Below are 22,764 nucleotides of genomic sequence, written 5' to 3' on the forward strand. Positions count from 1 at the left end.
GTGAAATACATGACGGAATATCGCGACGGGCATCTGGCCCGTGCGCTTGCCGAGACGCTGGCGCGCGAGGCCGATCCGCACCGCGATTATCGGATCATGGAATTCTGCGGTGGTCATACCCACGCCATCGCACGATACGGTATCGAGGATCTGCTGCCACGCAATGTACGGATGGTCCATGGCCCCGGTTGCCCGATCTGCGTCCTGCCCGTCGGCCGGATCGAGGATGCGATCCGGCTGGCCGGGCAACCCGGCATCACGCTATGCACCTATGCCGACCTGATGCGCGTCCCGACCCCGGACGGCGGCAGCCTGCTGCGGGCCCGCGCGGCCGGGGCCGATATCCGGATGGTGTATTCCACGCACGACGCCCTGCAGATTGCCGAGACCGAACCGGAACGCCGGATTGTCTTTCTGGCGGTGGGTTTCGAGACGACGACGCCGCCCACCGCCCTTGCAATCCTTCGCGCTAAGGAAAGGAATATTTTTAATTTCGGTATATTGTGCAACCATGTACTGACACCGCCGGCCATCCGCGCCATTCTCGACAATCAGGACGTGGCGATCGACGGGTTGGTCGGCCCGGCACATGTCAGCACGGTCATCGGCACGTCTCCCTATGAGGACATCGCGGCACGCTTTTCAAAACCCGTTGTCGTGACGGGGTTCGAACCGCTGGACGTGCTGCAGGGGATCGTCATGCTGGTCCGGCAGATGAATGCGGGGCGCTGCGTCGTCGAAAACCAATATCGCCGCGCGGTGATACGGGGCGGCAATCTCCTTGCCCAGCGGGCCATTGCCGATGTCTTCGAGATTCGCGAATCGTTCGCATGGCGTGGGCTGGGCGAGATTCCATACAGCGCATTGCGCCTGAACGACCGCCATGCCGCATTCGATGCCGAACGGCGATACGGCATTACCACCCTGCCGGCCGCGGACAATCCTGCCTGCGCCTGCGGCGAGGTATTGCGCGGCGTACGAAAACCGACCGATTGCCGTCTGTTTGGTACGGTCTGCTCGCCGGAAACGCCGATCGGTTCCTGCATGGTCTCGCCCGAAGGCGCCTGCGCCGCCCATTGGACCTATAAACGATTTCGAGACAGGACGCCGCCAGGTGCGCGGGACCGATGAGCAGGCAGGTCCCCCGCCAACGCCGGCTCGACATCGCCAATGGCCGCGTCGACCTGTCGCACGGGGCCGGCGGGCGGGCCATGGCGCAACTGATCGATGAGATCTTCCGCGCGGCATTTTCCAACCCTTTGCTCGACCAGGCTAATGATTGCGCCGTCTTCCCGGTGACCGGCGGCCATATCGCGCTCTCCACCGATTCATATGTCGTATCGCCGATCTTCTTCCCCGGCGGCGATATCGGATCCCTGGCCGTGCACGGCACGATCAACGACCTGGCGATGGCCGGTTCCGTCCCGGTGTACATGGCCGCGGGATTCGTGATCGAAGAGGGATTTCCGCTGCGTGACCTGCAGCGGATCGCCGCCAGCATGGCAACGGCCAGCCGCGCGTCGGATGTTGCGATCGTAACCGGCGACATTAAGGTCGTCGAACGCGGCAAGGCGGACGGCGTGTTCATCACGACGACCGGGGTCGGACGCATCCCTCCAGGGGTTGCGTTGTCAGGTGATCAGGCCCGGCCGGGGGACAAGGTACTGGTCTCCGGCTTCCTGGGCGATCATGGGGCCGCGATCATGTCCAAACGCGCCGGCCTGGGTTTCGAAACCGACATCCTGTCCGATAGCGCGGCACTTCATACCCTCGTCGCCGAGATGATCCGCGCATCCGGCAGCGCGCTCCGACTGCTGCGCGATCCGACGCGCGGCGGCATCGGCGCGACGCTGAACGAGATCGCGCATCAATCATCCGTCGGCATAATGCTGCGGGAAGAGGCCATACCCGTGCGGGAAAACGTGGCCGCCGCTTGCGAACTTCTTGGCCTGGACCCGCTCTATGTCGCCAGCGAAGGCAAATTGATCGCGATCGTCGCCCCCCAGGAGGCGACGCGCCTGTTGCAGGCGATGCGGAAGCATCCTCTGGGCCGCGATGCCTGCATCATCGGAGACGTGATCGAAGACCCAGACCATTTCGTGCAGATGACGACCGGATTCGGTGGCGGACGGATCGTGGACTGGCTGTTCGGCGAACATCTGCCGCGAATCTGCTGACGCGGCCGGGTCCTCCGTCCTCCATCCCCCGGGCCCGTCATCCCGTGGTCAGCCTTTCGACCTGTCCGCGGCAACACACGGGAAATGTTGCTTCGCCCGCTCGTACAGGCTGCCCGGCCGATGCATCGGCAATTTCAGCACGTAATTCCGAACGGCACGCGGCAGATGCACGACCAGATACGCAATAGCCTGCTGCTCGGAAATATCCGCCAGGGCCAGAAGTTTCTGCATGTCTTCGGGCGGGATCAGGACATGGATCATCCCGGTGGCCGCCTCGGGCGGATGGGGCTGGCACCCCCAGCCGCGCACCTGGTCATAGATCGCCGCGTCGGCGGCCCGGCGCAGCAGCCCGTACACCCCCTGGCCCGGCTTGTCCGCGTCGAGATATTGCTCCAGGGCCGCGGCAAGCCTGTGCCGCTGGTCGGGTGTCAGGACTGCCGCTTCCATGCCGGCGTTGGGTGATCCTTGTTCCATGCTGCGTTTCTCCTTTCCCTTTCCAACCTCATGAAGCGCATGATAAATCTTAGGAAATCCGCGCCGATGCCGACCAAAATCAGGTTTTTTCCCCGGCATGACGGACCAGAAGCAGCGCGATCGCGCATGACCCGAGGCGGGCCAGCGTCCTGTCGGCACGGCTGGTCAGAATGATCGGTACCCGGGCGCCGAGCGCTATTCCCGCCATCTGGGCATCGGCCAGATATTCCAGTTCCTTGGCCAGCATGTTCCCCGCTTCCAGGTCCGGCACGACGAAGATGTCCGCATGCCCCGCGACGGGCGAGACGATCCCCTTGGCCTTCGCCGCCATGACCGAGACCGCGTTGTCGAACGCGAGCGGACCGTCCAGTATGCCGCCGGTAATCTGGCCACGCTCGGCCATCTTGCATAAGGCGGCCGCATCGAGCGTTGAACGAAGAGCCTCGGTCACCGTTTCCACGGCGGACAGGATCGCAACCCGGGGACACGGAATGCCCAGCGCGTGGGCCAGCGCGATGGCGTTCTGGACGATATCCCGTTTGTCGGAAAGTGTCGGGTCGATATTGACCGCGGCGTCGGTCAGCAGGATCGGGCGCGGATAGAACGGCGCGTCGATCGCGAATACGTGGCTGAGCCGCCGTTCGGTCCGCAAGCCGTGATCGCGGTCCAGAACGGCGCGCAGCAGCACGTCCGTGTGCAGCGCCCCCTTCATCAGGGCCTCGGCCCGTGCCTCGCGGGCCAAGCGGACCGCGGCTTGCGCTGCCTCCTCGGGCCGATCCGCCGGGACGATTTCGTACCCCGACACATCGACCTGCGCCCGCACGGCCTCGGCGCGTATCCTGTCTTCCGGACCGATCAGGATAGGCTCTATCAGATTGGCGCGCGCGGCCTCCATGGCACCGAGAAGGGAGATCGTTTCCACCGGATAGATGACGGCCGTCCTGATCGGCGCCAGCCCCCGGGTCAGGGCGATCAGCCGTTCGTACCGGCGCCCCTTGCCCGACGGCAATTGATCCGATCGGGTCTCGCGAAGGCGCGATATCTTCTCGGTCGGCGCGATGATCTCGGCACGCCCACGGGCGACGATCTCGCCCCGCTGGTTCGTTGCCAGGCAGTCCATGCCGACGATGCCGTCCCGCGCATCCTTCGCCGTCACCGTCAAGGTCACCGTCATCGTATCGCCCAGCGCGATCGCGCGTTCGAAGTGAAGGCTCTGCGCGGCATATTTGCTGCCCAGGCCGGGAAGCCGGGTCGCGACCAGCGCCGAAACCAATGCGGGCAGCCACATTCCCTGGGCGGCGACATCATAGAACGGCTCGCTGCGGGCGGCCGCTTCGTCGATCGCGGCAGGGCACATATGCCGCGCCATCGTCGAGAATATCTGCATGTCCTTATAGGTCAGCGTGTGGGTCACGCTGGCCGCCTCCCCCGGCGCGATCGCATCGAATACGCGGTTTTCGATCGGCTGCATCCCCTCTCGACCCTTGCCTTGCGCGCGCGTGCGACACCGCGCATCGCCGCTTGCCGCGGCATCCGACAGATAGGGATCCTTCTCCGCGCGGATCAGTGTCCGCCCCTCGATTTTTTCGACACGACACAAAGCACGCAGCCGGTGCTTCGGGTGACAACTTACCGCCGGATCCCGCGTTCCCTAGCCCCAGAGACCAGCTTGAGAGACCAGCTTGCCCCCTGCCTGGTACTCGCAGTGCGAAGACATGGAGATTCCCATGGCAGACCCCAACAAACTCGCGATCAAACCGGAATCCAGGCCCGCAAAACCGCTACGGACGGCATCCTGGCCGGCGCTCGATACGTTGCGCCGCGAACTGGACCGCAGGTTTGACGAACTCCCGTCGGGGTGGTGGCGCCGTCCCTTTGGCCGTTCGTCGGGCCTCGATATGTTCTGGCCGCGGGGCGAGGGCCTCGACATCGCGCCTCCGATCGACATTCTCGACCGGGACAACCGCTATGAAATCACCGTCGAGCTTCCCGGAATGGACGAGACCGACGTCGAGGTCAAAACGACGAATGACACTTTGATCATTCGCGGCGAAAAACATGAAGAAAAAGAAGAGAAGAAGAACAATTATTACCACTCCGAGCGACGCTTCGGCACGTTCCTGCGCTCCTTCCAGATCCCTGACGAGGTGGATGTCGGGGCGATCGAAGCATCCTTCAGCAAGGGCGTGCTGACGGTGACCCTGCCCAAGACGGCCGAGGCCCAGAAGAACGAACAGGTCATCCCCATCAAACATACCTGAACACGACCTGACGCGACGGAGACGCCGGAACCGGCGGCAGGAATGCCGCAACACGGTACGGGATCGCGCCCCCGGCTCAGGCCGCGGAGTGCGGCCCCGTGCCGTGTGACGTCTTGCCCTGGTGCTGGAACAGCAGGCTGCCGACGAATTCCTGGAACGGCTCGTGGGAGATGCCGTCATGCCCGTCCACCACATGGGAACCTGCGCGCACGATCCAGAAGGGCGTCCCCGGCCGGTTGGCATTGCCGGTCGGGGTCAATGAAAACATTTCGCCATCGACGGGACCCCTCAACCGGTGCGTGCGAAATGGGCGGATATTTCCGATCGTGCGCCCCAGGCATCTGCGCTCCAGCCGGGACCGGCAGCGTTGCATCATGCGGGCCGCGGCATGTCCCAGCGGAAACAGGATGCGGTCGGGCCAGTCATTGCGCGCCGACACACATACGAAGACCGGTGGCGTGTCATGACCATGCAGAGGGGCGCCCGGCCGCCGCAGGATGTCGTAGATCGGCAGATAGCGTGTCGCTTCCAGCACGGGGTTGATCAGCAGGACCAGATCTGCGAACCGGGGCGAATCCTGCGGGTCCGGCGAGGACGCATATTCGATCAGCGACTGGTCCAGGACCGAATACACGATCATCCCGCCGAAACTATGACCGATGACGGCAAGCAGGGGGCACCCGCCTGCCGCGCGTCTTGCATCGCGATACCGCCGCAACAGCCCGAACAATTCGCGTACCGACCCGCCGGCAACCCGCCGCCCTGCCGCCTGGCGCCCCCAGAAGGTGAGATATTCGAGCACGGGATGAAAAAGCGTCCGGCCGCGCCACCCGACGAATATCCCCAGAATGGAGCGGGGACGGGCCGGGTTCAATTGCCGTTCGTGCCGCGCAGCGATCGACAGGACATGCCGAAACCCCAGCAGACCGGCATCCAGGGGATCGGCGTTATGGTTCCAGCCATGAATAAAGACGATGATGACGGCGTCCGCGTCCTGACGGACCAGACGGGCGACCTGGTCCGCCAGGGCGGCCATCTGCGCGCGTTCATAATAGCAGCCCTGGTCGTCGAATTCGACGATGGCCAGTTCGTAATCACCCGAGGCATCGGCGACGAACCCGCGACGATCGGGCTGCCGCGGGCAATTGCCGATCAGCAATCCCTGCCCGCCCGGACTGTATTGAAGCATGGTGGCCTCCGCACGGATGCGACATGCCCGAAGGAAAGGATGACCAAAAACCCGTGGATCGGTCCGTGCCAATCCACTCTAAGTGTAGCGAGAGGCCCCAGGTTCAAGGGAACACGAAACCGTCACATGATCCGGCTTCGCGGCATCCAACCCTTCAGAACCATCCCAGGACCATCTCGACGGTTGAAACCGCCATCACGAAGGTCGCGATCCATCCAAGCGCCAATATGGTCTTGTTAACCACGAATTTTCCCAATGTCAGGCGCCGCCCCCCGAGCAGAAGCAGGACGGCCATCAGCGGCGCGGCGACGACGCCATTCAGGACGGCACACCAGAACAGCGCCTTCATGGGGCTGAGGGGGGAGAACTGGATGACCAGCGCCGCCAGGACACTGACGATGATGACACCATAGAAGCCGCGCGCATCGGTCGCCTTGCGTTCCAGCCCCCATTGCCAGTTCATCGCCTCCGAAAAGCCATAGGCCGCCGATCCGGCCAGGACAGGGACACCGATCAGACCGACGCCCCAGATACCGACCGCGAACAGGTAATAGGCGAAGTCGCCCGCCAGGGGCCGGAGCGCATCGGCGGCCTGTGCCGCCGTTTCGATCCGGGTGACGCCGTGCGCATGCAGCGTCACCGCCGTCGCAAGGATGATGAAATACGCGGTCACATCCGAATAGAACATGCCGCTCCATGTATCCCACGAAATGCGGCGCAGCTCGCCGGCGGCGCCCATGTCATCGGTCAGCAGGGGTTCCGCGTGATGAATCCGCAGATCCTCCACTTCTTCCGAGGCCTGCCAGAAGAACAGATACGGGCTGATCGTCGTGCCGAACACGCCCAGCACCATTTCGGCGGTACGCCCATCCCAGGTCACATGGGGCCAGATCGTCCGCATCGCGACGTCGTGCCAGGGCACATGAACGATCATGGCCACGATGAAATAGGACAACAGGGAAAGCGTAAGCCATTTCAGAAAATATACATATCGGTGATACGGGACGAAGACCTGCAGCACGAGGGTGACGATCACCCAGAATATGGCTGCAAGCTGCTTGTTCAGGCCGGTGACCAAAGAGGTGACGTCGCCCATCGCGGCGATGTCGGCCGCGATGTTGAGCGTATTGGCAAGCAGCAGCAGGCCGGTGACGACCAGCAGTACCGGGGCGGGAAACGCGGTCTTGATATTGGCCGCCAGGCCACGCCCGGTGACCCGGCCGATGCGCGCGCAGACCAACTGGATCGCCGCCATCAGCGGAAATGCCAGCGGCATCGTCCAGAGCATGTCCAGGCCGAAGGTGGCCCCTGCGTGCGAATAGGTGGCGATTCCGCTGGGATCGTCGTCCGCAACCCCGGTAATCAGGCCCGGCCCCACCCGCGTGATGGGACTCTTTCTGATACGGGCCCCGATTTTGGCAAGGCGGCCCTTCATTCCCCGCTGTCCCAGGATCGTCATGTTCTGTTCAGTTTCCGATGTTCCGAACGGCCCCCCGGTACGGTGAACTCGTTCGCAGCGGGCCTCGTCCTTCGCAGCGTACGACAAGCAGGCGACTACGCAAAGCGCGACAAACACATAATCTTCAGCCAGCCGCTCCGGCAGACGCGCCACCGGCAGGTGATCGGCCGCGCCGGGGACGGACGCGCCCTGTCCCCTACCATTCCCGCTCAAGCAGGCGATAGATTTCCTCCTCCTGCGCGAAATGCAGGCGGGTAATGGCTTCGAGGCCATAGAGCAGGCGCTGCAGTTCGCGGCGCTGCAACGCGTTCGCACCATGTTCCGACACGGCGCGGCGCAGCGCGGCCAGATTGTGGATCTGGCGCCGTATCTCCATGTGGGTGCGGCTCATGCCGGCCAGCAGGTCGGGCATGCGCGCCTGCCGCCTGATGCGGGCATAGATCTCCCGGTCATCCTGCCGTTCATGCGGCAGAAGCCGTTGTCGCAGCATCTGATCCAGGATTTCCAGATCCTTGTCGAGATCCGGCCCCGACACGTCATGCGACCGGTCCGCGGTCACGCGAATGCGGTCGACGACGTCGAGCAGCGCCTGGTGTTCGGCATCGAGGGCGCGCAATTCTTCCGGTGCGAGGCCGGCATGTCCGGCGCGACGCCAGAGGCCGCCATGCAGCGCGCGCAGGGCATTGAGAATGACGGCGGCATCGATGCCTTCCTGCAGCAGCGCGCCCTCGACGGGGATGAGATACCCCGCGGCGGCGGCCAGCATGGCGCAAATGGACAGGCCCACGCCCGCATAGACGCTTTGCAGCGCGATCCGGCGCGCGCGCCGGGCGATGCGCAGGGCATCCACCAGCCGGTCCAGCCTGTCGACCAGGATAACGATGTCCGCCGCCTCCGACGAGGCCGCGGCACCGCGGGCGCCCATGGCCACGCCCAGGTCGGATGCGGCCAGGGCCGGCGCGTCATTGACCCCGTCCCCGGCCATCAGAACCGGACCGGCCGATTTCTCCGCGGCGACGATCGCCGTCTTGTCCTGGGGCTTGAGATCCGCCACGACGGCATCGACCTCGAGGAATACGCCGACACTGGCCGCGAGGTCGGCCCGGTCCCCGGTCGCCAGTACGATCCGGCTTATGCCGGCATCCCGCAATTGCCGCAGCACGATCCCGGCCTCGGGCCTGACCTGGTCCGCCAGCAGGAACGCGCCGGCGACATGGCGGTCGATGCCCACCGCGACCGCCACCGCGCCATCGCGGCGCATCCACTCCGAAATTTCCGCCGCAAACGGCGTGTCGTCGGTGGCGGCGCGCACATAGTCCCAACTGCCGACCACAACCGGATGCCCCTCCAGCCTGCCGGTCACGCCGGCGCCGGACTGTTCGTGGGCCGCCTCGGGCAGGGACAGGACGATCCCGCGTTCTCCGGCGCTCAGCACCAGCGAACGCGCGACGACATGGTGCGAAACCTGGTCGAGCGACGCCGCGATGCGCAATAATTCGCGCGGATCGATGGTGTCGCACATCATGTCCAGAATGCGGGCCCGGCCGTCGGTCAGGGTGCCGGTCTTGTCGAAGATGACGGTCCTGATCCGGCTGAGCTGTTCCAGCGCGCCGCCGCCCTTCACGAGGATGCCGCGGCGCGCGCAGCGGGAGATGCCGGACATGATCGCCACCGGCACCGCGAGGATGAGCGGACAGGGTGTTGCAACGACCAGGACCGCCAGGGCCCGGACAGGATCGCGGCTGACGATCCAGGCCGCCCCCGTCACGAAAAGAGTAAGCGCGAAGAAGACCAGCGCATAACGGTCGGCCAGGCGCACCATGGGCGCCCTTGCCGCGCCCGCGGCCTCGACCAGACGGACGATTCCGGCATAGGTGCTGTCGGCGGCCGTGCTGGTCGCCTGCATGTCGAACGCGTCGCCGGCATTGGTCGTGCCGCTGACGATCGCGGCGCCGACCCGGTGCGATACGGGCAGCGCCTCTCCCGTCAGCGCCGATTCATCCAGGACGGCGATCCCCTTGGTCACCAGCCCGTCCACGGGAACGACGTCGCCCTGCCGCACCAGGATGCGGTCGCCGGCCAGAAGCGCGGCCAGAGGCACGTCCTGCAATTGTTCCCCGTCATAGCGGGCGGCGCTGCGCGGCACGCGATCGAGCAGCGCGGTCATCTCGCGCCGCGCGCGCCCCTGCGCAAAACCTTCCAGCGCCTCTCCGCCGGCAAACATCAGGGCAATGATGATGCCGGCCAGATTCTGGCCCAGCAGAAGCGCGCCCCCCATGGCGAGGGCGGCGATCAGGTCGAGTCCGAATTCGCCGCGACGCAGCGTCAGGGCGATCTGCAGCAGCAGGAAGCACAGCACGACGGCGGTTCCGGCCACCCAGAACCAGTCGCCCCATGCCCGGTCCAGCAGACGCCCCACACCGCCGATGCACAATGCCCCGGCAACCAGAGGAAGCAGAACATGCCGTGCCGCCCCGTCCAGGATGGCGCCCAGGGTGACGCCCAGGGTGGCGCCCAGGGTGATGGGATGCCGCGTGATGGGATGCCGCGCATCCTCGGCCCGCTGAGGCATGATGAAGGACCCCTCCGACAAGCGACCGGACCGCATGATCGGGCGCGTATATCGGGAAATCTTGTATCGACGCGGACCTGAAACCAGCCGCGTCGCGAAAGACGTCCGTAGGGCGAACCCGACCGTGCGTCGCGCGTTGCGAATGCGATCGGGCCGTCACGCCCTTTCGGTCGCAGGCAGGGCCGCGGCAGGCGGGGCCGGATGTCCAGAGGACGACGCCATGGCCATTCCCGTGCAGATCACCTTCAAGAACATGGATCCCTCGCCGGCGCTCGAGGCGAAAATCCGCGCCAGGGCCGCACAGTTGACGCATTTCGAAAGCGACATCCTGCGTTGCCATGTGACGGTCGAAATCCCGCACCGCCATCATCACCAGGGCGATCTGTACCACGTGCAACTGGTGGTGAGCACCCCGGCGGGCGACATCGTCGTCTCGCGCGAAGGACCGCGAAACCATGCGCATGAGGACGCCTATGTCGCCGTCCGGGACGCGTTCGATGCGGCAGTCCGCCGGCTGGAAGATCATGTGCGCACGCGCGGCGGACAGGTGAAACACCACGAACCCATCATGCAGGAGGGCCACGTCACCCGCTTCGTCGCCGGACAGGATTACGGCTTCATCGAACTGCCCGATGGGAAAGAGGTCTATTTCCATCGCCACAGCGTGGCCGACGACGGATTCGACCAGTTGCAGGTCGGCAGCCCGGTGCATGTCGCCGTTACCGAGGGGGAAACCGGCCTCCAGGCCGCCATCGTGCGTCCGGGCGGAAAACGCCGGCCGGCGTCCTAGGTCCTGCCGCCGCCATGTCCGACCTCACCCTCCTGCTCGGCGGCGACGTCATGCTCGGACGCGGCGTGGACCAGATCCTGCGCCATCCCGGCCAACCCGAACTGCATGAGCGCCATGTCGCGTCGGCCCTCGGCTATCTCGACCTGGCCGAGCGGGAAAACGGTCCCATTCCCCGGCATGTCGCGCCGGACTATGTCTGGGGCGATGCCCTGCCCTATTTGCGCGATGCCGGCCTTTCGGCGCGGATCGTCAATCTGGAAACGGCCGTCACCACGTCCGGCGCCTATGTGCCCAAGGGGATCAATTACCGGATGCATCCGGACAATGTCGATTGCCTGACGGCGGCCCGCATCGATTGCTGCGTGCTGGCCAACAACCATACGCTCGACTGGGGGCAGGCCGGCCTGGTGCAGACCCTCGATACGTTATGGAAGGCGCATATCCAAACCGCCGGCGCGGGGCGCGACCTGGCCCAGGCCACGGCCCCGGCCGTACTGCCGCTTGCCGGCGGCGACCGGCGCCTGCTGGTCTTCGCCTGCGCCCTGCCGAGCAGCGGCGTGCCGGAAGAATGGAAGGCCGGCGCGCATATGCCGGGCCTGTATCTTCTGCCCGACCTGTCGGCCGGCAGCGCCGAGCTGGTCGCGCAAGACATGCAACGCTGGCGCCGGCCGGGCGATATCGTGATCGCCTCCATCCATTGGGGCGGCAATTGGGGCTATCTCGTCCCGCAGGCGCACCGACGGTTTGCGCAGGCCCTGATCGACCGCGGCGCCGACCTGATCCACGGACATTCCGCGCATCACCGGCTGGGGCTGGAATGCCATCGGGGGAAACTGATCCTGTATGGCTGCGGCGACCTTATCAACGATTATGAAGGGATCGGAGGGTACGCCGCGTTCCGGCCCGACCTGGCCGCGCTCTATCTCCCCCGCCTGGGCACAGACGGCCGGCTGGCCGCCCTGCGCGTCGTGCCGATGCAGATCCGCAATTTCCGCCTCCGAACGCCACGGCAATCCGATATCACGTGGTTCCATCATGTCCTGGCCCGCGAAAGCGCGGCGCTGGAAACATCGCTGACTCCGCTGCCATCGGGAGAGTTCGAGATCCGATAGCCAGGCCAAGAGCCGGGACAAACGTCTAATACCAATCCACTTGGACATTGACCGTTTGGAAGACAGGTCGGGCTCCGCCCGAACCCGGCAGGGGTCACGGACCCCTGCACCCCATTACCCCCGTTATATTGATAAATAATCGGTTTCCAAAGGCACCGCCTTTGGCGGGGTTCGGGGCAGCGCCCCGAAAAGAGCGCCCGAAAAAGAGAGAACAAGACGGTCAATCATGACACGCGCTGGTATAATCGGCTTCGTGCCCGGCGGTACAGCATTGGGGGTCGCTGAGGACCATGCCGGTCACCGGATTGGGGCGAAAAGTGGTGCAGCCCTTGAGGCCGCTGTCATAGGCAAGGTCATAGACGCGCTTGAACGCGTCGAACGGATAGTCCTGCGGCACGTTCACGGTTTTCGAGATCGCGCTGTCCACGAAGGGCTGCAGCGCCGCCTGCATGGCGATGTGATCCTCCGGCCCCAGGTCGCCGGCGGATACGAAAGCGGGCGGCAGGCCCGGCCGTCCGCTTTCGCCCCCGGCCCCGCATGCCCCGGCCCCGCGAGCCCAGACCTCAAGGGCATAGTCGGTCAGCAGAAAATCCCGGGGCGCCCCGGTTTCGTCCAGTATCGTGCGGTGATGGGACGCGGCAAAGATCGGCTCCAGCCCGCTCGAAACATTGCCGGCCAGCAGGCTGATGCTCCCAGTCGGCGCGATCGCCAGCAGATGGCTGTTGCGGATGCCGGACGCGGCGATCGCATCGCGGATATCGCCGGGCAAGGCGCGGATGAACGGCCCCTGCATATAGGCGTCACGCACGAAACGCGGGAAAGGCGATTTCTCGCGCGCCAGGGCAACCGAGGTGCGATAGGCCGCGTGGCAGACGACGCGCATCATGTCCGCGGCAACGGCGCGCGCCTGTGCGGAATCATAGCGCAGGCCCAGCATCAGCAGCATGTCGGCCAGCCCGGTCACGCCCAGGCCGATGCGGCGCGAGGCGCGGGCGTTCCCGGCCTGCTGCGGCACGGGATAACGCGAGACATCGATCACGTCGTCGAGAAAACGCACCGCGCCTCGCGCGGCCTCCGCCAGGCGTCCGGTATCGAGATCCGCCTGCGGGGTAAAGGGCGCGTGCACGAAACGCGCCAGGTTGAGCGAGCCCAGGTCGCACGCCCCGTAAGGGGGCAACGGCATCTCGCCACAGGGATTCGTGGCGCTGATCCGCTCGCAATACCAGAGCGTGTTGGACGCGTTGATCCGGTCGACGAACAGGACCCCGGGCTCGGAAAAATCATAAGTACTACGCAGGATGTCATCCCATAGCGCACGGGCGCCGACACGCCGCACGACGCGGCACGGGACCGGAACGGACGAGCCCGGCCATCGCCGCGCCACGCTCTCGCCGCCCTGATCGTCCGGCCCGAATGCGGCGGCCGGAAACACCAGCGGCCAGGCCGCGTCGGACCGCACGGCCGCCATGAAGGCGTCGGTCACCTGGACCGACATATTGAACCGCCGCAGCATGCCGGGCCGTTGTTTGGCCGAGACGAATTCCGCGATATCCGGATGATCGCACCGCAGGGTCGCCATCATCGCGCCGCGCCGGGCACCGGTCGACAGCACGGTCCCGCACATCGCGTCCCAGATCTGCATGAACGAGACCGGACCGGATGCGATGGTGCCAGCCGCCCATGCCCGCAGGCCGCGCGGGCGAAGCGTCGAGAAATCCAGCCCGATCCCGCCGCCGGCCTGCATGGTCACCGCGGCTTCCTCCAGGGCCCGGAAGATGCCCGGAATCGAATCCTCTATTTCTCCCATCACGAAACAGTTGAAGAGGGTGACATTGCGCGCGGTTCCGGCCCCGGCCTGAATCCGGCCGCCGGGCAGGAAAGACCGATCCCGCAGGAGATCGAAGAAACGCGCCTCCCATAACGGCGCGCCGGACGGCTCGGCGGCGGCGATGGCACGCGCGACGCGCCCCCAGCTATCGGCAATGCCCGCCTCGCTCCGGCCGGCATCGACCAGCCGATATTTGGCGCGCCATACATAATCGGAAATTTTGGCCGGGTCCGTATCCATGGAACCTGTCCGTGTCGCAAAACGGGCAAAAACGGAATGTGACCCGGCCGCCGCGCGGAAAAAGCCCCCCGCCCCTGGATTCATGGGGGATCATGCCAATGTGCCATCATTATCCTGCGATACCGATGGAGCAGGCGCATGCCGGTCCAGAATGCCGAGATCGCGGCGATGTTCGACCAGACCGCGGACCTTCTGGAAATCGAGGGCGCGAACCAGTTCCGGGTACGGGCCTATCGTCGCGCGGCCCGCACCATCGACGGCCTGCCCGAAGCGGTCACCGCGATGCTGGAGGCCGGGGAGAACCTTGCGGACCTGCCCGGCATCGGTGAAGACCTGGCCCACAAGATCGCGGATATCGTCGGCTCCGGCCGCTTCGCGCTGCTGGACAAGCTGAAGGCCGAGCTTCCGGGCGAACTCGACGCGCTGGCGACGCTTCCGGGTCTCGGACCGAAGCGCGTGAAGATCCTTTACGACCTGCTCGGCGTCCGTTCGCTGGATGATCTGCGCCGGGCGGTGGCGGCGGGGCATGTCCATGAATTGCCGGGGTTCGGCGACATCACGGAACGCAAGCTCGGCGAGGCGCTCGGAAGACCGGTGGGCCCCAGGCGCTTCAAGCTTGCGGTCGCCGAGGCCGAAGCCCAGGCGCTGACCGGCTATCTGGGCGAAAACGGGGGACGCGTGGCGGTGGCCGGCAGCTATCGCCGCCGCCGCGACACCATCGGCGATCTCGACATCCTGGCGAGCAGCGCACAGGCCGCGACGGCCGGCGACAGGCTGGCAGCCTATGAGAATACCGCAGAAATCCTGGCCCACGGCCCGACGCGCACCACCGTGGTCCTGCGTTCGGGCATCCAGGTCGATTTGCGCGCGGTTCCGGAAGAAAGCTACGGCGCCGCCCTGCTCTATTTCACCGGCTCCAAGCCGCACAACATCGCCCTGCGCGCGATCGCCGCCAGGCATGGATGGAAACTCAACGAATACGGCCTGTTCGCCGGCGAACGCCGCATCGCCGGCGCCACCGAGGAGGAGATCTATGACAGGCTGGGCCTTGCCTATATCCCCCCTGAAATGCGTGAGGACCGTGGCGAGATCGCATTGGCGCAGGCCGGAAGGCTGCCGCGCCTGATCGCGCTGGCGGATATGCGGGGCGACCTGCATGTCCATTCCGACTGGACCGACGGCACGGCCACGATCGCCGACATGGCGGCGGCGGCCCGTGCCTGCGGCCATCGCTACATGGCGCTGACCGACCATAGCCGGCGCGTCGCCATGGCGCACGGGCTGGACCCCGACAGGGTCGCCCGCCAGGGCGCGGAAATCGACACGCTGAATGCCGGCCTCAAGGGCTTCACGATCCTCAAGGGGATCGAGGTCGATATCCTCAAGGATGGTACCCTGGACCTGCCGGATACGACGCTTGCGCGGCTCGATATCGTCGTGGCCGCCATCCATTCCTTCTTCGACCTGCCGCGCGACGCGCAGACCGCACGGATGCTGCGGGCGATGGAAAACCCGCACGTGTCGATCATCGCCCACCCGACCGGCCGCCTGCTGGGCGAACGCGCGCCCTACGCGATTGATATGGACCGCGTCACGTCGGCCGCGCGCGACCTCGGCTGTGCCCTGGAAATCAATGCCCAGCCCGATCGGCTGGATTTGAATGACGCCCATGCCCACATGGCCAGAAGCAAGGGCGTCAAACTCGCCATTTCCACCGACGCGCATTCCGTCAACGCGTTTCAATATATGCGCTTCGGCATCGACCAGGCACGGCGCGCATGGCTCGGCCCCGACGACGTGCTCAATACCCGCCCGCTGGCCGGGCTTCGCGCCCTGCTGGGACGGCGTGCCGCGCGCGCGGCATAGGCGGCAGCGGTCCGCGCGCCTATCGGCAATCCGTCTCGGTGTTCATGGGCAAAGCGGGGTTCATGGGCGAAGCGGGGTTCTGAAATCCGGCGGCAGGGACGGCGAACGGTTCCGCCGGCCATGCCAGCATCCCGATCCGCCCGATTTCCAGCAATTTCTCGCGCGACGCGCCGTCGCGCGCCTGCACCGCCATCCCGCGGAACAGCGCGCTGAAGAACGCCGCAAGCCCTTCGGCATCCGTATGCGCCGGCAGGTCCGCGTCCGCGATCCCCTTGCGCAGGCGCTCCACCAGCGCCGCCTCCGACAGCGCACGCTGCCGCGCCATCAGGTCGCGCAACCGCGCCTGTTCCGGCCCCCCCTGGGTGCCCGACACCGAGATCATGCACCCGGCCGGCAGATCCTCGCGGGTGAACTCCATGGCCGCCGCCAGCATGAGTTTCTCGAACGCCGTCCTCGTATCCACGTTTTCATGCAGGATGCGCAGGAACCAGGTGCCGGCCGCCTCGAGATAAGCGTCGATCGCCTCCTGATAGAGCCGCTCCTTGCTGCCGAACGCGTTGTAGAAGCTCGACGGGCTGATCCCCATCGCGGCGATCAGGTCGTCGAAACGCGCGCCCTCATAGCCCCGGTCCCAGAACAGCCGCATCGCCGCGCACAGGGCCTTCGACCGGTCGAAGGATTGCGGGCGGCCGCGGCCGCGTTTCTCTCCACAGGGTTTCTCCGCGCGGATATTGCTTGATGCCATCGCTCCATAAATCCTCGAACGCGGGATCTCCGACCCCCACGTGACTCATGTTGGAGCGGCCACTCCAAATTTTAAGCCCGTGGCCGCTGCGCCCCCGACAAGACGTCACGACACCAGGCACCATGCCGTGCCGGATGAAGCAGGCGCAAGGACCATGAGCGGACTCCACCCGGCTCACCGGCGAAGAAACCATCGCCGCCGGCGGTTCGCTGAACCCGGTTCTTCATCGCTTTCATCGCGACAGGCGAATATCCGGTTCGACAAGGAGCGGCGATGCCGGAAGAAGCGTCGTTCCGGCCAGATACAGGATCGACGCGATCCCACTTCCCGCAAACCATGAAAAATTGCGCAGCGGCGCAAGAGCCGCACAGAATTCGGGCAGCAACGCCATCGCGACGGCGCACAGCATCGCCCCGATGGCCACGGGATTACACCCCCACCGGTCGCGATAGGGGCCTTGCGCGGCATCGGCGTAAAGTGCGCGCACATCGCGCCACCCGCGCCGCATCAGGCAGAAATCCGTCAGGACGATCCCGAAAAACGGGCCGATGAAGGCCGAGAGCACATCGAGCGTCATATGCATCCGCGCCGGGTCGCCGTAGAGGTTCCAGGGCGTGATCGCCACCGCGCCCACGCCGCACAGCCACCCGGCGCGCGACCAGTTCATACGCCCGGGCGCCAGCGCGCACAGATCCAGCGCGCCGGAGACGAAATTCGCGGCGATATTGATCCCCGCGGTGGCCATGGCGAAGGTGATGATCGCCAGCAACGTGGCGGTCACGCTGTCCACCCGCGCGATGATCGCCACAGGATCGATCAGTTGCGCGCCGAAGACCGGCAAGGTGAGCGCGGTCGTGGCGACGGACAGAAGCGAAAACAGCACGAAATTGACGGGCAGCCCCAGCAGGTTGCCCCAGATGATCTGGCGCATGGACCGGCCGTTCCGGGCGAAATCGCCGAAATTGAGCATCGGTCCGGAAAAATACGAGACAACCAGCGCCACCGCGTTCACCGCCGCCAACGCCCCGCCATGCGCATCGGAATGCCACAGCGCGGGCCAACGCCATCCGTTGCGCCGCGCCAGATAGAGCAGCAGCAACAGCATGACGCCTTAGACCGCCGGCCCCGCCAGGTCGAAGAAGCGGCGGATCGCCGCGACCCCGCGCTGATAGATCAGCATCTGCACGGCCCAGAGGATGACGAAACACCCCCACCCCACCGCCGAGAGACCCAGGAAGCCATGGCGGCGTACGTCGTCCCACGCGGCCAACCCGGGCAGCAGGCGGACCAGCAGCAGGCAGATGGCGTTCGATGCCAGCCATGTCTGGATTCCATACCAGGCCATCGCGACGACGGCCCGCACCGCTGCGGGCAGCAGCGCGCCGCGCCGGCCGAATGAGGCACGGACGACAATGGCGAAGGGCACGCCGTGACGCTGGCTGGGCATCGCCATGAGCGTGCAGAACACGCACACCAGCAGGCTGCCGGCGACCAGCGCCCCCAGGACCTGAAGCGCCGACAGGCCAAGGGAAAACAGCGTGCCCGCCATGACATAGCCGCCGATGCTGTGGACGTCCGACATCCAGAAGGAGAGATAGGCGAACCATCCCCAGTCCTTCACCGCCACCGGCGCGAGTTCGTCATGCGGCATCCCCGTCCCGGCGGCCCGTTCCATTCCGTCAGAACCCCGTCCGGAAGGTCACGATCGCATAGAAATGGCTGAGCGTATTATAGGTCGGTGCCTGCCCGGCGATTTGCGTGCCGAAGATGCCGCGCGTCGTCCTGGCGTTCAGGCGGGGACTGTTGATCGCGGAATAGGCCTTGGTATCGGCGAGATTATTGATCCACAGCATGATTTCCGGCGACTTGAAGACCGATGACGTCCTGCGGCCCAGCCAGCCCGTCTTGGGCAGGCGTGCGCCGACGGTCAGGTTCATGGTCACGAGGCTCGGCAGCGCCTCATCGTTCATGAAGGTCGAATATTGCTTGGAAAAATAGATCAGGCCGTAATTCCAGAAGAACGTTCCGTTATCCCAGTCGATCCCCAGCGACGTCGTCCATTCGGGGCTGTTGATCGCCGTCTTGCCCTTCGTCGGAAGGTAGTCGTCGCCCGCCCGGATGTTGTTGTCGATGGTCGAATGGAGATATTGCGCCGACACATAGGGCCGGAAATGATGGATCGGCCTGGTCCCGATCTCGGCGTCGAAACCGTCGCTCGTCTGCCCGCCGCCGTTCAGGTTCTCGGCGATCTGCTCGTTGCCCAGATAGCCATAGGTCGAAATCTGACGGTTGGTGAAATTATAATGAAAATACGTCAGCGATCCGACCAGCAGCGTCCCGTCATAGCGAAGCCCCGCTTCCTCCGAGATCGAATATTCCTGCTTGACCGCGGCATTGCCGCGATAGGCATATTGCCCGGTATTCGGATTCAAGGTCGAGATCAGATAGGAATCCGGCGGCGCCTTCGCCCCGGTCGCCACGCCCGCGAACACCTGCCAGTTCCGATCGATCTGGTAATGCGCGCCGAGCTGCGGCAGAAGCTGCAACTCGTTCAGGCCGTATTTATAGGGCAGCCCCGGCAGGCGCTGCGTCGCATCGCGGTTGATCATCGTCACGCGCATGCCGCCCTCGGCGACGAACCGCCCCTGCAGAAGGCTGAGCGTATCACCCGCATACAAGGCGTTGGTCTGCGTGATGTCGCTATAGTCCGTGGTATAATAAGGCCGGCCATCGGGCATCCGCAGGGTCTTGCTGAGATAACCCCAGGGCGTATAGGGCGAACCGTCCTGATAGACGCCGGTAAAGCCGGTCAGGTCCGTCGCATTGTCATAATCGTACCAATATCCGATGAACGGCTTGTTGGCGCCGAGATCGACAACCGTCCTGGCGCTGAACCCGCCGCGCATCTCGTTCAGGCTGGAATAGGATTCCGCGATGCCGGACGTCGTGCCGGGATGCTGCCCCGGGATGACCATGCCGGTGACGAACTGGTTCCCGTAATACAGGTCGTTGTTCAGGTCGGTACCCGATCCATAGACCTTGTCGTTATAGGCCGTATAGGGCGTGAAGTCGAAGCTGACGCGCCCGGCCTTGAAATGCATCGGCGCGACGATGTTATAGGTTCGCGAATGCAGCCAGTTCAGCTTCCAATAATCGGTGTTCTGCGTGCCGGGATCGTAATAGCGCGCGAGTTGATTGCTCCAGCCGTAGCGTCTCCAATTGGCCATCGTCGTGTTCCAGTACGGCTCGTTCCCCGCCAGGCCGCGCATGAAGCCGCCGATCAGCGCAATCCGGTTGTTCTCGTCCCATTCCTTCAGAACCTTGAAATCGACGTGCTGGAAACTCTCCTGCCCTGGTCCGCGATAGAACGAATCATGCTGGTTCGAGACCGAGATGAACGAGCGGATGCCCGAATGCCCCCATTCGCCCGTATCCACGCGGAAGAACTGGCGCGTATAGTCCCGGCTGCCCGCGCCGACATCCGCCAGGCCGCCGAATGTCCGCGACGGATCGCGCATCGACAGGGAAAACAGGCCGCCCGACCCGTTGATCGCGGGAGAATCCAGGCCGGCCGAGCCAGGCTGGACGGAAATGCTGCCGATATTCTCGGTATCGATCACCCAGGCCAGGTCGAGGTTATATCCGCCCACGCTTGAAAGCGGCATCCCCTCATAGACGTTCGCGATCTCGTCCTGGGTCAGGCCACGCATGCTCAGCGCCGATTTCTCGTGCCCGGCCGGATCGGTATTCGCCACGACGACGCCCGGCGCCATCTTCACCAGGTTATAGGCGTTCTGCGCCGGGGCCTGCTTGGCGATATAATCCTGCGAAATCGTGCTGCGGGCCTTGGGCGCCGTCTGCGGGCGGATCAATCCCCCACCCGGCGCGCGGCCGTTGACGCCATCGGCACCCAGGGTCGCGCCCTGCACGGTGATGGCCTCCGCCTGCGGCGGCAGGGCGGCACGGCGCCGTCCGGCCGGCGGCACCGTTGCGCCGGCCCGGGGACGATGGCTGGCGGCGGCCCGGCCTTTCGCCGGCACGGCCTGCGCCGGCTGACGCGCCACCGCCGCCGAAAGCAGCAGCATCGCCGGCAGAAACGCGCTTCCGCCCGCCAGGGAGAGCCGTAGCGGCAATTCCCGCAATTTTCCTCTGCTGGCCATCTCGTCCCTCCATCCTGCACGTGCCCGGCCCCACCGCCCGGAACCCGACCACCCGCGAAACATTCCGAATGGAGAATGACGATCCGTCACAATATGTCAACGATTATTGTGCACAATATTTGAGAGCAAATCAGCCCCGTGCTGCCCTATGGGACACCACCGCCCGCAAGGTTTCGGTGAGGCTGCACTGCACGGGCACCGCCAGCCGCGCGGCCAGCGCATCCCGAAATCCCGCCAGCCCCGTCCCGCCGAGCAGGATCCGCTCCGCACCGGTCCGTTCGATCGCAATCAGGGCTTCAGCGGCCAATGCCCCCAGCGTGCCGTGCGGATCGGCCTGCGCCGCCCGGCCGAAATGGGGAATCGCCCGCGCGTCGGCCAGGCTCCGGCCATATCCCGTCCGGTCGGCCAGGTCGCGGATCAGCGGGGGCCAGTCCGCTCCTCCCGTCACCACGGCGAACCGCCCCCCGGGCGCCGCGCAGGCGGCGAAGCCGCTCTCGGCCATGCCGAAGACCGGCGCCGAAAGCGCCCGGCGCAGTGCGTCGAGCGCCGGGTCGCCGAAACATGCCAGCAAAACGGCGTCGTACCCCGCCAGATCCAGGTCGGCAAGGCAGTCCATGGCGACCATGCCCGCCATGCGCAGGGCCTCGGACGAGGCGATATACCGCGCCCCGCGCGGCGCCGTCATGCCGCGCACCGCCCAATCCGGCAATTGGCGCCGCGCGATCGCCACCAGTCGGGCGGTCAGCGCGGCATCGGTATTGGGATTGAAAAGCAGAAGCCGCGGCACGGCGTCCCCCTTGCGACCAGGGCGGAAGCGGAAGAGCCTCGCCGTTCGCCATCCTATTGTTCACCTTTTTTGTTTACAATCTATAAGTGGCAGCCCTTTCACTGGACAGGGATGCGGCGGCCATGCATGACGTTCACAATCGATCATGCGCCTCATGCTACCGAGACAGCCAGAACCGCCATGTCCATGACGCTTTCGTTTTTCGACCCGACCGATTCCAATGGCCTCGCGCCGGAAGAAGCCACGATCGCGAACCGGATCCGCGACGCGATCCTCGAGCGGCGCCTGCCGCCGGGCAGCAAGCTGCCCGAGGAGCACCTTGCGGAGACCTTCGCGACGACGCGCGCGCGCGTCCGCCGCGTCCTGCTGGCATTGTCACGCGAACATATCATCGTGCTGCAACCGGCCCGCGGCGCCTCGGTGGCCCGGCCGACGCCCGAGGACGCGATGCATATCCTCGCAGCGCGCCGCGTGCTCGAAATCGGCACCGTCGAACATCCTTGCCGGAAACTGACGGACGAGGCGTACGAAACGCTGCGCGCGACGATCGAGCGCGAGCGCGAAAGCCATCGCCAGAATGATTCAGTGAACATGATCCGGCTGTCCGGCCAGTTCCATCTCGAACTCGCCCTGGCCGTCGGCAACCCGGTCATCGCGGCGATGCTGCGCGACCTCATCCTGCGGACGTCCCTGATCATCGCCCTGTTCGAGCGGCGCAAGGCGACCTGCTGCCTGACCATGGATCACGGGCAAATTCTGGCGGCGATCCACGAAGGGGCGACCATGGAGGCGGCACGCCTCATGGCGCGGCACCTGCTGGAAATCGAGGGCAACATGGATTTCTCCCTCGCCCCCCCGCCCGTCACCTCGCTCAGCTTCCTGCTCGCCCCGTCATGACGATCCGCATCCGCCGCCACGCCCCGGCGGCAAGCCGGTGCCACCTGCCCGGGCCTTGGGGGATGGCATGATGGGATAGACCCGTCACGACATGGTCCACGTCACCGTTTTGCAGAAAATCCCACGACACTGCGTGGTTCCGACCGACCGCGAGAGGCCCCGGAAAACAAAACGCATATCCGATGAACACCGGTTCACCGGACATGC

16 protein-coding genes and 1 pseudogene are annotated in these 22,764 nt (G+C 65.5%); 7 read left to right on the forward strand and 10 right to left on the reverse strand.

Features of this window, described 5'->3' with window-relative positions; genetic code table 11:
* Nucleotides 1–9: 9 nt before the first annotated feature.
* Both hypD and hypE read left to right on the forward strand, forming a co-directional pair.
* Nucleotides 10–1,131, forward strand: a complete 1,122-nt coding sequence (gene hypD, locus QN315_RS04970) for a hydrogenase formation protein HypD (protein ID WP_323993268.1) — start codon at nt 10–12, stop codon at nt 1,129–1,131.
* On the forward strand, nt 1,128–2,177 hold the full coding sequence (hypE, locus tag QN315_RS04975; protein WP_323991783.1) for a hydrogenase expression/formation protein HypE: 1,050 nt from the start codon (nt 1,128–1,130) through the stop codon (nt 2,175–2,177). The genes hypD and hypE overlap by 4 nt, the downstream gene beginning before the upstream one ends.
* A 48-nt stretch (nt 2,178–2,225) precedes the next feature.
* On the opposite strand, the gene QN315_RS04980 is transcribed toward hypE, so the two are convergent.
* A complete protein-coding gene (locus tag QN315_RS04980) occupies nt 2,226–2,651 on the reverse strand; it encodes a hypothetical protein (protein WP_323991785.1) in 426 nt (141 codons plus the stop codon).
* A 79-nt stretch (nt 2,652–2,730) separates the two neighbouring features.
* The gene (locus QN315_RS04985) at nt 2,731–4,122 is read right to left on the reverse strand and encodes a bifunctional enoyl-CoA hydratase/phosphate acetyltransferase (RefSeq protein WP_323991788.1); all 1,392 of its coding nucleotides are present in this window, start codon (nt 4,120–4,122) and stop codon (nt 2,731–2,733) included.
* A 256-nt stretch (nt 4,123–4,378) separates the two neighbouring features.
* On the opposite strand from QN315_RS04985, the gene QN315_RS04990 reads away from it, so the two are divergent.
* The gene (locus QN315_RS04990) at nt 4,379–4,912 is read left to right on the forward strand and encodes an Hsp20/alpha crystallin family protein (RefSeq protein ID WP_176638814.1); all 534 of its coding nucleotides are present in this window, start codon (nt 4,379–4,381) and stop codon (nt 4,910–4,912) included.
* A 76-nt stretch (nt 4,913–4,988) separates the two neighbouring features.
* Here the strand turns inward: QN315_RS04990 and QN315_RS04995 are convergent, their stop codons facing one another.
* The 3 genes from QN315_RS04995 to QN315_RS05005 all read right to left on the reverse strand — a co-directional run bounded on the left by QN315_RS04995 (nt 4,989) and on the right by QN315_RS05005 (nt 10,132).
* Nucleotides 4,989–6,101 (reverse strand): hypothetical protein, encoded by a 1,113-nt coding sequence (locus QN315_RS04995; protein WP_323991790.1) that lies wholly within the window; start codon nt 6,099–6,101, stop codon nt 4,989–4,991.
* A gap of 154 nt (nt 6,102–6,255) precedes the next feature.
* Complete coding sequence (locus tag QN315_RS05000) at nt 6,256–7,833, reverse strand: divalent metal cation transporter (RefSeq protein ID WP_323991792.1); 1,578 nt, start codon at nt 7,831–7,833, stop codon at nt 6,256–6,258.
* Nucleotides 7,757–10,132: a heavy metal translocating P-type ATPase gene (locus QN315_RS05005; protein ID WP_323991794.1), complete on the reverse strand. Its 2,376-nt coding sequence runs from the start codon at nt 10,130–10,132 to the stop codon at nt 7,757–7,759. Before QN315_RS05005 ends, QN315_RS05000 begins: the two co-directional genes overlap by 77 nt.
* A gap of 220 nt (nt 10,133–10,352) precedes the next feature.
* Here QN315_RS05005 and QN315_RS05010 point away from each other — a divergent pair, with 220 nt between their 5' ends.
* Both QN315_RS05010 and QN315_RS05015 read left to right on the forward strand, forming a co-directional pair.
* Nucleotides 10,353–10,922, forward strand: coding sequence for an HPF/RaiA family ribosome-associated protein (locus tag QN315_RS05010; RefSeq protein ID WP_323991796.1), 570 nt, complete (start codon nt 10,353–10,355; stop codon nt 10,920–10,922).
* 14 nt (nt 10,923–10,936) lie between these two features.
* Nucleotides 10,937–12,034, forward strand: a complete 1,098-nt coding sequence (locus tag QN315_RS05015; RefSeq protein ID WP_323991798.1) for a CapA family protein — start codon at nt 10,937–10,939, stop codon at nt 12,032–12,034.
* Nucleotides 12,035–12,254: 220 nt separating this feature from the next.
* On the opposite strand, the gene QN315_RS05020 is transcribed toward QN315_RS05015, so the two are convergent.
* Nucleotides 12,255–14,102 (reverse strand): adenosylcobalamin-dependent ribonucleoside-diphosphate reductase, encoded by a 1,848-nt coding sequence (locus QN315_RS05020; RefSeq protein WP_323991800.1) that lies wholly within the window; start codon nt 14,100–14,102, stop codon nt 12,255–12,257.
* Between the two features lie 138 nt (nt 14,103–14,240).
* On the opposite strand from QN315_RS05020, the gene polX reads away from it, so the two are divergent.
* Entirely contained in the window at nt 14,241–15,968 is a 1,728-nt protein-coding gene (gene polX, locus QN315_RS05025) for a DNA polymerase/3'-5' exonuclease PolX (protein ID WP_323991802.1), read from the forward strand.
* Between the two features lie 19 nt (nt 15,969–15,987).
* Here the strand turns inward: polX and QN315_RS05030 are convergent, their stop codons facing one another.
* From QN315_RS05030 to QN315_RS05045, 4 genes and pseudogenes are all read right to left on the reverse strand, one after another.
* A complete protein-coding gene (locus QN315_RS05030) occupies nt 15,988–16,713 on the reverse strand; it encodes a TetR/AcrR family transcriptional regulator (RefSeq protein WP_323991804.1) in 726 nt (241 codons plus the stop codon).
* A gap of 232 nt (nt 16,714–16,945) precedes the next feature.
* Nucleotides 16,946–18,388: pseudogene (locus QN315_RS05035) on the reverse strand (cytosine permease).
* Between the two features lie 4 nt (nt 18,389–18,392).
* Nucleotides 18,393–20,873 (reverse strand): TonB-dependent receptor domain-containing protein, encoded by a 2,481-nt coding sequence (locus tag QN315_RS05040; protein WP_323991806.1) that lies wholly within the window; start codon nt 20,871–20,873, stop codon nt 18,393–18,395.
* Nucleotides 20,874–21,003: 130 nt separating this feature from the next.
* Nucleotides 21,004–21,660 (reverse strand): aspartate/glutamate racemase family protein, encoded by a 657-nt coding sequence (locus tag QN315_RS05045; protein ID WP_323991808.1) that lies wholly within the window; start codon nt 21,658–21,660, stop codon nt 21,004–21,006.
* Nucleotides 21,661–21,846: 186 nt separating this feature from the next.
* On the opposite strand from QN315_RS05045, the gene QN315_RS05050 reads away from it, so the two are divergent.
* A complete protein-coding gene (locus tag QN315_RS05050) occupies nt 21,847–22,557 on the forward strand; it encodes a GntR family transcriptional regulator (RefSeq protein WP_176639591.1) in 711 nt (236 codons plus the stop codon).
* Nucleotides 22,558–22,764: the final 207 nt, after the last annotated feature.

This window comes from Nguyenibacter sp. L1, assembly GCF_035199985.1.
In the GTDB taxonomy this organism is placed as follows: Bacteria; Pseudomonadota; Alphaproteobacteria; order Acetobacterales; family Acetobacteraceae; genus Gluconacetobacter; species Gluconacetobacter vanlangensis.